The sequence below is a fragment of the Flavobacterium macacae genome (genome assembly GCF_003865365.1).
GTDB classification, from domain to species: Bacteria; Bacteroidota; Bacteroidia; order Flavobacteriales; family Flavobacteriaceae; genus Flavobacterium; species Flavobacterium macacae.
In genome coordinates this window covers 19,410-31,084 of the sequence record NZ_RQVR01000013.1, presented here as the reverse complement: position 1 = coordinate 31,084, position 11,675 = coordinate 19,410, and the positions used below count along the sequence as shown (strand labels likewise).

General features: G+C 37.8%; 11 protein-coding genes. 7 read left to right on the top strand and 4 right to left on the bottom strand.

Annotation, left to right across the window (positions count from 1 at the left end):
* Window positions 1–23 precede the first annotated feature (23 nt).
* A complete protein-coding gene (locus EG849_RS11575) occupies window positions 24–863 on the top strand; it encodes a T9SS type A sorting domain-containing protein (protein WP_125013246.1) in 840 nt (279 codons plus the stop codon).
* 66 nt (window positions 864–929) lie between these two features.
* Here the strand turns inward: EG849_RS11575 and EG849_RS11570 are convergent, their stop codons facing one another.
* A complete protein-coding gene (locus EG849_RS11570; RefSeq protein WP_125013245.1) occupies window positions 930–2,831 on the bottom strand; it encodes a S9 family peptidase in 1,902 nt (633 codons plus the stop codon).
* Between the two features lie 181 nt (window positions 2,832–3,012).
* Between EG849_RS11570 and EG849_RS11565 the strand changes: the two genes are divergently transcribed.
* From EG849_RS11565 to EG849_RS11540, 6 genes are all read left to right on the top strand, one after another.
* Window positions 3,013–4,275 (top strand): dicarboxylate/amino acid:cation symporter, encoded by a 1,263-nt coding sequence (locus EG849_RS11565; RefSeq protein WP_125013244.1) that lies wholly within the window; start codon window positions 3,013–3,015, stop codon window positions 4,273–4,275.
* A gap of 1 nt (window position 4,276) precedes the next feature.
* The gene (locus tag EG849_RS11560) at window positions 4,277–4,975 is read left to right on the top strand and encodes a DedA family protein (protein WP_125013243.1); all 699 of its coding nucleotides are present in this window, start codon (window positions 4,277–4,279) and stop codon (window positions 4,973–4,975) included.
* Window positions 4,976–5,149: 174 nt separating this feature from the next.
* Window positions 5,150–6,271 (top strand): NAD(P)/FAD-dependent oxidoreductase, encoded by a 1,122-nt coding sequence (locus EG849_RS11555; RefSeq protein WP_125013242.1) that lies wholly within the window; start codon window positions 5,150–5,152, stop codon window positions 6,269–6,271.
* A gap of 20 nt (window positions 6,272–6,291) precedes the next feature.
* A complete protein-coding gene (gene mtgA / locus EG849_RS11550) occupies window positions 6,292–6,969 on the top strand; it encodes a monofunctional biosynthetic peptidoglycan transglycosylase (protein WP_125013241.1) in 678 nt (225 codons plus the stop codon).
* A 6-nt stretch (window positions 6,970–6,975) separates the two neighbouring features.
* A complete protein-coding gene (locus EG849_RS11545) occupies window positions 6,976–7,929 on the top strand; it encodes a lipid A deacylase LpxR family protein (protein ID WP_125013240.1) in 954 nt (317 codons plus the stop codon).
* Window positions 7,930–7,980: 51 nt separating this feature from the next.
* A complete protein-coding gene (locus EG849_RS11540) occupies window positions 7,981–8,283 on the top strand; it encodes a hypothetical protein (protein ID WP_125013239.1) in 303 nt (100 codons plus the stop codon).
* 60 nt (window positions 8,284–8,343) lie between these two features.
* Here EG849_RS11540 and EG849_RS11535 read toward each other — a convergent pair whose 3' ends face one another.
* The 3 genes from EG849_RS11535 to EG849_RS11525 form a co-directional block, all read right to left on the bottom strand.
* Complete coding sequence (locus tag EG849_RS11535) at window positions 8,344–10,476, bottom strand: prolyl oligopeptidase family serine peptidase (protein ID WP_125013238.1); 2,133 nt, start codon at window positions 10,474–10,476, stop codon at window positions 8,344–8,346.
* A gap of 48 nt (window positions 10,477–10,524) precedes the next feature.
* On the bottom strand, window positions 10,525–10,905 hold the full coding sequence (locus EG849_RS11530) for a DoxX protein (protein ID WP_125013237.1): 381 nt from the start codon (window positions 10,903–10,905) through the stop codon (window positions 10,525–10,527).
* Between the two features lie 184 nt (window positions 10,906–11,089).
* Window positions 11,090–11,659, bottom strand: coding sequence for a type 1 periplasmic binding fold superfamily protein (locus EG849_RS11525; RefSeq protein ID WP_125013236.1), 570 nt, complete (start codon window positions 11,657–11,659; stop codon window positions 11,090–11,092).
* Between the last annotated feature and the right edge of the window lie 16 nt (window positions 11,660–11,675).

The window sequence follows — 11,675 nt, the reverse complement described above, 5'->3', positions numbered from 1 at the left end:
AATAAACTTAAAAATGTGATATTATGAAACAAATTTACAAAATTGAAAATCCTCTAAAATTTTTTAAGAGAGGATTTATTGTAGCATCGTTTGCTCTCGCTTTTACAGGAGCGAATGCGCAAGTCACAACTTTTCCTTGGACGGAAACATTTGAAGACGCTTCCCCAACAAGAGCAGCTTGGACACAAATTTATGAAGTCAATACTATGGCTTGGACTTATGTTACATCGCCAACAACAGGGGGAACCGGAATTACGGCCTATGAAGGGACAAAATTTGCCAACTATCCTGGAACGTCTCATCTTTTTGATAAAACTAAATTGGTGAGCCCAGTTTTAGACTTGTCAAATCACGAAAATGTGAGCGTAAGTTTCTATTTTAGAAATCCATATTGGAATCCTGACCAAAACTGGTTGCGAATTTTCTACCGAACTTCATCAACTTCTGCTTGGGTTCAAGTTGCAGAATACCATTCGAATGTTACAGCGTGGACGACGTCAGGAACAATTGTACTTCCAAATCCGTCTGCAACATATCAAATTGCTGTGGAGTGCGAGACCGATTATGGATATTCTACAACTGTCGACGCATTGACGGTAACAGCAACACAGCTTGGAGTCAATGAATTTGCAAAAGCGCAAGTGAAATATTATCCAAATCCTGCTGGAAACGTATTGAATTTTTCAAGCCTGGAAACAGTTTCTGAAATTCAAATTTTTAATCTTTTGGGACAAAAAGTTTTAGATCGAAAATTAAACGCGACTGAAGGTCAAATTGACTTATCGGGTTTATCATCAGGGAATTATGTTGTTCAGACAATAACTGCAATTGGAACCGAAAGTTTCAAGTTAGCGAAGAAATAATTTATTTTTAAGCATAGAAAAAATCCCGCAAGTTGATTCTTGCGGGATTTTATATTTTAAAATTTTCTACAATGTCTCTTTCAACCATCTAAAAAATTCTTTCTGCCAAACCTGAGCATTTTGAGGTTTCAAAACCCAGTGATTTTCTTCTGGCAAAAGCACAAATCTACTTTTGATGCCACGCAATTGCGCTGCCTGAAAAGCTTCTTGGCCCTGCCCAATCGGAACGCGGTAATCTTTTCCGCCTTGAAAAATTAAAATAGGAGTGTCCCATTTCGCCACATTATTTATCGGATTAAATTCTGTGAACGTTTTTTGTGCCACCGCATTGTCTTTTTCCCAATAAGCGCCACCGTGGTCCCAGTTGTTGAAGAAAACTTCTTCAGTGGTTCCATACATACTTTGTAAGTTGTAAACGCCACAGTGCGAAATAAATGTCTTGAATCTTTTTTGGTGGATTCCGGCCAAATAAAACACAGAATAACCGCCATAACTTGCTCCAACAGCACCTAATCGTGCTTTGTCAATATAACTTTCTTTTGAAACATCGTCAATCGCAGAAAGATAATCGTCCATCACTTGTCCGCCCCAATCTTTACTGATCTGTTCGTTCCATTCCACGCCATGGCCTTGCATTCCTCTGCGGTTTGGTGCTACAATAATGTACCCTTGCGCCGCCATTACTTGAAAATTCCATCTAAAAGAATAAAATTGTGTCAACGCAGATTGCGGACCGCCTTGGCAATACAGCAGGGTCGGGTATTTTTTAGTCTTGTCAAAATTTGGAGGAAGCACCACCCAAACCAGCATTTTCTTTCCGTCAGTTGTGGTTACATATCGTTTTTCAAATTTGCTCAACGCAATTTTAGAATAGGCAGCGTCATTTACTTTCGTAATTTGATTGAAACTTTTTTTCTTGAAATCATACGAATAAATCTCCGTAGCGTGATTGAAGTCAGTTCGCGTCACGATGACTTTATCGCTAGAAAAACCTACGATTCCGGTTACGTCAAAATCGCCCTCCGTAATTTGTCTTACAGTTACAGCAATTCTTGTCATCCCCGGAAAGTTTACTTCAAACAATTGTTTTGTTCCGTTAATCGGAGCCAAGAAATATACTTTCTTGCCGTCAGCGCTCCAATTAAAACTGTCCACAGTTCCGTCCCAGGCGCCGGTTAGATTCATGTCCATTCCTTTGAAACGAACAATGATGTCGTTTTTATCGGCTTCATAACCGTCGCGTTTCATCTGCAGCCAAGTCAAATCGCCATTCGGAGAAAATTGTGGTGCGGTGTCATAACCCAAGTTTTTTTCAGTTAAATTTTTAGTCGTTTTTGTAGCCAGATCATATTGGTACAAATCCGTATTTGTGGAAGTCGCATATTTTGTTCCTTCTAATTTCTTTGAAACATAAACAATGCTTTTTCCGTCAGGCGACCAAATATAATCTTCATCACCGCCAAAAGGTTTTTGGGGCGAATCAAACGGTTCGTCTTTCATAATGTCGATGAAATTCTCTTTGTCAGTCGCGTTTGAATACACCACGTGATTGTGCGTTCCATCGTTCCAAGTGTCCCAATGCCTGTAATCCAAACCGTCATAAACTTGAACGTTTGATTGGTCCAAATTTGGATAATAATCTTTTCCTAAAACTTTTCCGACCTTGATTTCTTTGCTTGCCAGCAAAAGTTTTCCGTCAGGAGAAAGATTTTTGTCATTTAATAAAGCTTCATAATCTGTAATCTCAGTGGCTTTTCCGCCAGAAACGGATACAGAATATACTTTTGAATCAGACTTGTTTTCCTCCACCGAAGGAATCGAAACTTTGTAAATAATATTTTTGCCGTCTTTTGTAATTCCTAAAGGGCTCACGCGGCCCAATTGCCAAAGCAGTTCAGGTGTCATTACGTTTTGTGCTGATGCGGATAATCCAATCATACCAATTGTTAAGAGAAGAATTTTTTTCATTATATGTATTTGTAAAGAAGCCCTAAATGTAAGCATTTTTTAGAAACTGATTTTAGACTTAAAAAAACGATATCTTTTAAAAAAGGGGGAATTTATTCGTTTTAATTCTCAAATAATTAATTTATTTACGGCTTTTTTAAAAAATATGACTATTTTCACGCACTAAAGATTTTTAATATATATGAAAAAATTGGCACTGCATTGGCAGATAATATTGGGGATGGTTTTTGGGGTAATTTTTGCCTATGTTTTGATACAATTTGATTGGGGAAAACTCTTTATATCCAATTGGATTAAGCCTTTTGGTACCATTTTTATAAATTCCTTAAAGCTGATTGCCGTTCCTTTGATTTTGGCTTCTTTAATCAAAGGGGTTTCTGATTTAAAAGACATCTCAAAGCTTTCTAAAATGGGAGGCAGAACCATCGGTATCTATATTTTAACCACTGTTTTAGCGGTTTCAATAGGTTTGGTAATTGTTAATTTAATCAAGCCGGGAAATTTTATTACAGAAGAAATACGAACCGAACTTTTAGGAAATTATACTGCAGAAGCAAATTTAAAAATTGCAGATGCTGAAAAACAAAATCAGTCAAGTCCGCTTCAAGCTTTGGAAGATATTGTTCCAAGCAATATTATTTCAGCAGCAGCAGACAACGGAAATATGCTTCAAGTAATTTTCTTTGCCATCTTCTTTGGAATAGCTATGATTTTGATTCCTGAAGAAAAATCACGTCCGGTAAAGGCCTTTTTTGATAGTTTTAATGATGTCATTTTAAAAATGATTGATTTAATTATGCTGGCAGCTCCTTTCGGAGTTTTTGCACTTCTTGCCGCATTGGTTGCCGAAGCGCCAAGTCTTGATTTGTTTAAAGCGTTAGGAATGTATGGATTGACAGTTTTAATTGGTTTGGCCTTAGTGATGATGGTTTATTTGCTATTGGTAAAAGTCTTTGCGAAAAAATCACCTTCTTTTTTTATAAAAGGAATTTCGCCAGCACAGCTTTTGGCTTTTTCAACAAGCTCTAGTGCAGCAACACTTCCTTTAACAATGGAACGAACAGTTGAAAATCTTGGAGTGGATGATGAAGTTGCCAGTTTTGTTCTTCCCATTGGTGCAACTATAAATATGGATGGAACCAGTCTTTATCAAGCAGTCGCAGCAGTATTTATTGCTCAGGCTTTTGGGATGGAATTAAGTCTCGGGGTCCAATTAGGAATAATTGTAACAGCGACTTTAGCATCAATCGGAAGCGCAGCTGTTCCAGGAGCCGGAATGGTAATGCTAGTAATTGTGCTTGCTCAAGCCGGAATTCCAGAAGCAGGTTTAGCCTTGATTTTTGCTATTGACCGACCTTTAGATATGTGCAGAACAACAATAAACGTAACCGGAGATGCAGCAGTTTCAATGATTGTAGCAAAATCTGTTAATAAATTAGCCTAAAATGGAAAGTTTCGATTGGATGCAATTATTGAATCCAGAATTTTATATCAACTTAAAAATCAGTGGCGTTCCCATCGGTATCTACGTGGTTTTATTCATCGTTTTCGCAGAAACCGGACTTTTTGCAGGATTTTTTCTGCCTGGAGACACGTTACTTTTTTTAGCGGGAATCTACAGCACAGAACTTATGTCCACCATCGTTACCATAGAAAACGATTTTGCCAATCTTGCCCTTTTAGCAGCACTGGTCGCTCTAGCCGGAATCATCGGAAACACCTTTGGTTACTGGTTTGGCGCAAAAAGCGGCTACTATCTTTACAACAAAGAAGATACTTTTTGGTTCAAGAAAAAATACTTAGTCGAGTCTCGGATCTTCTTCGAAAAACACGGCGGAAGAGCCATTATCTTCGCCCGATTCGTTCCGATCATTAGAACTTTTGCGCCAATCATCGCAGGAATAGTCGGAATGGAAAAGAAAAAATTTATGTTTTTCAACATTCTCAGCTCGATCCTTTGGTCGTTTTCGCTCATCTTTGCAGGCCATTATCTGAACGACCTGTTTATGCTGGAGTTCGGAATCAACTTAAAAGACCATATTGAAATTATCGTTTTGGTTATTGTTGCCATTACCACCGTGCCGCTTTTGCTGAATTATTTGAAGAAAAAAACAGCAATAAAAGAAGGCGAAAAAGAACTTTAGTTTTTTTAGAAGTAAAGGGACAGTGATTTTAGCCGTCCCTTTTCCCGCTTTCCGATACAATCTTTTTCATTTTTCAACCTGAAATAAATTCAGGTTCTAGAAAAAATTGAAAAAGGATTTCCCCTGCAATCGGGGCTATGAAACCAACCGTTTCAACTTTTTAAACTTCAGGCTATGAAAGCAGACCTAAGCTACTGGGAAATAAAAAATTGGTTTTCAAACGTCAATTATACCATCGTCGGCAGTGGAATTGTCGGTTTGCACACGGCTTTGCGCTTGCGGGAAAAATTTCCGGAAAGCAAAATTCTCATCCTCGAAAAAGGATTTTTGCCTCAAGGCGCAAGTACCAAAAACGCAGGATTCGCCTGTTTTGGAAGCATTTCTGAAATCATCGATGACCTAAACAATCACTCTGAAGAAGAAGTACTCCAACTGATTCAAAAGCGCTGGCAAGGAGTGCAGTTGCTTAGAAAACGTCTTGGCGACCAAACCCTAGATTTTAAACAATACGGCGGTTATGAACTTTTTTTGAAAGATTCTGAAACCCATTACAGCGAATGCTTGCAAAAAATTCCGTTTATCAATGACGTTCTTCGTCCGCTTTTTAAAGCCGATGTTTTCGCCAAAGAAATAGACCGTTTCAACTTTGGAAACATCCAAGAAAATTTAATTTTCAATCCGTTTGAAGGCCAGATTGACACCGGCAATATGATGGAAGCCTTGCTGAAATTAGCCATTGCAAATAATATTCTGCTTTTAAATCAGCAAACCGTTACTGAATACCAAGAAAATTCGAACGGCGTTCGCGTTGCCACCAACGACTTTGACTTCCAGACCAAAAAACTCTTTTTTGCCACAAACGGTTTTGCCTCCCATATTGCAAGCGGAGCTGTAAAACCGGCAAGAGCGCAAGTTTTAATCACTGAACCAATCCCGAATTTAGATATTAAAGGTACTTTTCATATTGACAAAGGCTATTATTATTTCAGAAATTTTGGTAACAGAATCCTTTTTGGCGGTGCCAGAAACGAAGATTTTGAAAATGAAACCACCACGGAATTCGGCCAGACAGATTTAATACAAAATAAATTGGAACAAATTTTAAAAGAAGTAATTTTGCCAAACCAAGATTTTAAAATCGAGCACCGCTGGAGTGGCATCATGGGAATGGGTTCGAGCAAAAAGCCAATTGTCGAGAAACTTTCAGAAAATGTGTTTTGCGGTGTCAGGTTAGGTGGCATGGGCGTTGCCATCGGCAGTTTGATTGGCCAAGAATTGGCAGATTTAGTAGATTAGTTTTTTTGTTTTCAATTTTTATGGGTAAAAAAATACTTCAGTTTTTAATAAAATGTGCACTTTGGTTCTTCGGAGTTTCGGTGTTTTTTGTCATACTTTTCAAATTTGTTCCGGTACCGTTTACGCCATTGATGGCCATTCGTGCGTTGGAACAAAAAGAAGCAGGAAAAGAAATGACCTGCAGTCACGATTGGGTTTCGCTTGATAAAATGGCTCCGAATCTTCAAAAAGCGGTAATTGCCAGTGAAGACGCCACCTTTTTAAGCCACAACGGTTTTGATTTTGGAGCGATGCAAAAAGCGTTTAAAAACAATTCAAAAGGGAAAAGACTGAAAGGCGGAAGCACTATTTCACAGCAAACGGCTAAAAATGTCTTTTTGTGGCAGGGAAGAAGCTACCTCAGAAAAGGTTTGGAAGCTTATTTTACGGTTTTAATCGAAATTTTTTGGGGCAAGGAACGCATTATGGAAGTCTATTTGAATAGCATTGAAATGGGCGACGGCGTTTATGGTGTAGAAGCGGCCTCGCAGCATTGGTATGGAAAAAGTGCCAATTCTGTTTCAAAAAGAGAAGCCGCCGGAATCGCTGCAATCCTTCCAAATCCTCGAAAATTCAAGGCAAGCAATTCTTCTGCCTATACGGAACGAAGAAAAGGACGGATTATGAAACATATGAATTATGTGAAATTAGACTATTGAAAATAAATGCTTAAGAAAATTTCCCCGCTTTTTTTCTTGCTTTTTTCTAATGCAATTTTTAGCCAGAATACTTCCGTAGAATTAGGTATTTTAGTGGATAACGATCTTTTTTCATCCACCGTAAACGATCAATATTATACCAATGGGATTGAAATTTTCTACCGTTTTTTAAACCAAAATGAAAATCAGAAGCTCAATAAAAAAATAACCGAATTCAAATTCGGGCAATATATTTACAATCCGCATACCGTGGAAGCCCGAAGAATTACCAAGCACGACAGGCCTTTTGCCGGCTATCTTTTTTTGGAAGCGGGAATGAATCGGTATTATCAAAGTGAATCGGTTTTGAAAACGAATCTTCAGATTGGAGTTGTCGGACCTTCTTCTCAAGCAGAAGAATTTCAGAAATTGTTTCACAAAGCTTTTGGGTACAAACCCGTTGAAGGTTGGAATTTTCAGATCCAAGATGCTTTTGCCTTGCAAGGAAACATGTTGTATTCAAAGAAATTATTTCCAACTCAACCTGCTGAAAAGATGGATTTCAATGTTCAGGCTGAAGTTAATTTCGGTACGGTTTTAAACGGAATTTCTTTTGGTCCTCTGACTCGAATTGCGCTTTGGGAAAAACTGGTTCCAATGTATGATTCCAATCTCCACGGCGCTTCCTTACATTCTGATAAGGAAAAATATAGAGAACAAAGCGAGTTTTATTTCTACGTAAATCCGAGTGTGAATTACCAGATATATGATGCCACCATTCAAGGAAGCATGTTTGGAGGCAATAATCCGGTGACGTATGACTTGGTGCCAATTCGATTTAACGGAGAAGCCGGTTTCAAATACCGAAAAAACCACTGGAACTTTCACTATGTTTTTGTGTACCGAGGCAAAGAAGTAGATAATTCTCGAAATGAAGGTTACTTTTATGGTTCGATCGGCGCTTCTTACCTGCTGTATTAAAATTTAAAATCAATATTTTTCCGTAACTTTAGTACTCTTAAAATAAAAATTATGGGTGCGAATTATAAATATGCTACGGTTTTAGAAGCCATAAAACAATTGCGTGATGCGGGTTTTATGGTTGATTTTAATATTGCTGGAAACGCTTTGACTGTTCATGACGCTGCTTATGAGTGCGATGATTTTGAAATTACCGAAATTTACAGATATGAAGGCGACTCCAATCCAGATGAGGAATCAACCGTTTATGGAATTGAATCAAAAGATGGCGTGAAAGGAATTTTAGTCACGTCTTACGGAATGTATATCGAAGAGGCTTCCGAAGATTTATTGAAGAAATTATCTTTGAAATAACAACAAAAAAAAGCCGCAGTTTCAAATTTAGAAACTGCGGCTTTTTAATTAAAGATAGAATTACTTCTTGCTCGGCAATTCTCTGTAACCCATATTGAATAAGGTAAATGCCATAATATCGGCTGCTTCTTCAATGGTTTTTGAAACTGGTTTTCCAGCGCCATGGCCTGCATTGGTTTCAATTCGAATCAAAACCGGATTGTCTCCTGTTTGTTTTGCTTGCAATTCTGCAGCGAATTTAAAACTGTGTGCCGGAACAACTCTGTCATCGTGGTCGCCTGTTGTTACTAACGTTGCTGGATATTTTGTTCCTTTTTTTACATTGTGAACTGGAGAATACGCTTTTAGATAATCAAACATTTCTTTTGAATCTTCGGCAGTTCCATAATCATAGGCCCAACCCGCACCAGCAGTGAACGTGTGGTAACGAAGCATGTCTAAAACGCCAACAGCTGGCAGAGCTACTTTCATCAAATCTGGGCGTTGCGTCATTGTTGCACCCACTAACAAGCCTCCGTTTGAACCGCCGCGAACCGCCAAGAAATCAGACGAAGTATATTTTTCTTTAATCAAATATTCTCCCGCTGCGATGAAATCGTCAAACACATTTTGTTTCTTTTGCTGAATACCGCCTTCGTGCCATTTTTTTCCATATTCGCCACCACCGCGAAGATTTGGTACGGCATAAACACCGCCTTGCTCTAGCCAAACGGCATTTGCGATGCTAAAAGCTGGTGTCAAACTCACATTAAAACCGCCATAAGCATAAAGAATTGTTGGGTTGTTGCCGTCTAATTTCAGGCCTTTTTTGTGCGTGATGATCATTGGCACTTTTGTACCGTCTTTTGAAGTATAAAAAACTTGTTTGCTTTCATACTCTTCAGATTTGAAATCCACTTTTGGTTTTTGATATTCTTTCGAGATTCCGGCTTTTGGGTTGAACGCATAAATGGTTCCTGGAGTGATGTAATTTGTAAACGAATAATACAATTCTGTATCTTCTTTTTTACCGCTAAAACCTCCGGCAGAACCAACTCCTGGCAATTTAATTTCGCGAAGCATTTTTCCGTCATAATCAAATTGTTTGATTTGAGAAACGGCATCTTTCATGTAATTTGCAAAAATATATCCGGCACCAGTGTTTACTGAAAGCACATTTTCAGTTTCTGGAATGAAATCTTTCCAGTTTTCAGGTTTTGGGTTTGCGGCGTCAACAGTAACCACTCTTTGGTTTGGAGCATTTAAATCTGTTGCGATGTATAATTTTGAGCCAACATTGTCAATCACGTTGTTATCGCTATTGAAATTGTTTACAACGTTTACAATTTTACTATTCGGAACACTTAAATCTTTGATGTAAAGTTCGTTTCCGTACGTAGAATTAGCTGCGGAAATAACCAAATATTTGTCGTCTTCAGTTACATAACCGCCAACATAACGGCGTTTTTCATTTTGTCCGAAAATAACTTTATCTTCTTTTTGTGCCGTTCCAAGTTTATGGAAGTACAATTTGTGCTGGTCTGTTTTTGCAGAAAGCTGGCTTCCTGTTGGCTTGTCATAACTTGAATAATAAAATCCTTCGTTGCCAATCCAAGCAATACCGCTGAATTTTACATCCACCAATTCAGTTTCTAATTTTTGTTTGGTAACCGCATTTAAAATAACTATTTTGTTCCAATCGCTTCCGGCTTCAGAAATCGAATAAGCAACTAAAGAACCGTCTTTTGAGAATTCTACAGAAGATAGTGAAGTCGTTCCGTCAGCAGAAAAAGTATTTGGATCTAAGAACAATTCTTCTTTGCTACTTTTGTCTTTTCTGTATAAGACAGATTGGTTTTGAAGGCCGTTATTTTTGAAATAATACGTAAAATCTCCTTCTTTAAACGGAGCAGAAATTTTCTCGTAGTTCCACACTTTTTCCAATCGTTCCTTTAATTCTTTTCGGAATGGAATTTTTTCTAAATAGCCAAACGTAACTTCGTTTTCTGCTTTTACCCACGCCGCAGTTTCAGCAGATTTATCATCTTCTAGCCAGCGGTAAGGATCTTTTACTTCGGTTCCAAAGTACGTGTCAGTCGTGTCGACTTGTTTTGTTTCAGGATATTTCAGCACGATTTTCTCTTCTTTAGTGGTTTCTTCTTTACAAGATAAAAAAGCAGCTGCCACAATCACTGTCAATACTAATTTTTTCATTAAAATGTTTTTTGATTCTTACAAAAATAAGCAATTGAAATGTATTACTTAGTTAAATAGCGGACGGTATTGTGGCCAATGTTTATAAATCAAAATGATATTTAAAACGGAAACTAAAATGGCGCCACCGATGCTTGGCAAATCTAAAAAGAAATGAAAAAGTAAAATATTTATAGATATCGGAACCAATACTATTAATGCAAAAGCAATCCAGTTTTTAGTCAAAAGCATTAAGGCAATAAAAATTTCAAGAATACCAACAATTGGTAAAACATAACCTGTTGCCACAAGTGAATTCATAAATTCTGAAGCGCTTTCTGGCAATTGAGGTGCTGGTAAAAAAGGCAATGGATAAAATTTGTTGAGGCCAAAAACCAGCAAAATAATTCCTAATAGTATTCTAACAATGGAGGTAAATTTTGAATTCATAGTTTGATAATTTATTGGTTGTTAAATGTTTATTAAATTTCCTAAATTACTAAAAATAGGTTAACAAAATTACATTCTCAATAAATTAATCAGATTGTATGGGTGTAACAATTAAATTATTTCCGATTTTAGAATAAAAAAACCGCTTTTTATAGCGGTTTTTTTATTAATTGTGCAATCTTATTTATTGAACGGTAATCGGGAAGCTGACTTGAATGTCAGTTTCACCGCCTGCGTTTGCGATATTGCCTGTTGCAACTCCTGCAGCGCTTTTATTTGGCTGGTGTCTTAAGATGATGGCCAGCGTTCCGGTTCCTGCAGTTGCGCCCGTTGTGAACGTGAAATTAACTCCAACCGGATTTCCGTTTTCATCATTTGGCAGCGAATATCCAAAAGCGCCTAAACTATTCGAAACAGTAAAGAAAAATTGGTGGTCGCCTGCTTCTTCTAAAATCTCTTCGGTAATACTTTCTGCTGGCGAAGCCGCTTCGTTTAATAAATCCAAGTTTCCGGTGTACGTTGTATTTGCCATAAGATTTCCAGAAACGGTCACCACGGGTGCCAGCGGACCTTCTGCTCCGTCTAGATCTTGAGATTTTAATATGATAACTTGTCCGCCGCCCGTTAAAGTTGCGGTCAAAGTGGTAATTACTTCGTCTTCATTTACAGCGCCAGCTGGACTATCGTCGCTACTGCAAGATGTAAAAAATAAGGCTGTGACAAGGCTAAGGGATAAAAATTTAATTTTTTTCATTTTGATAAGGTTTTAA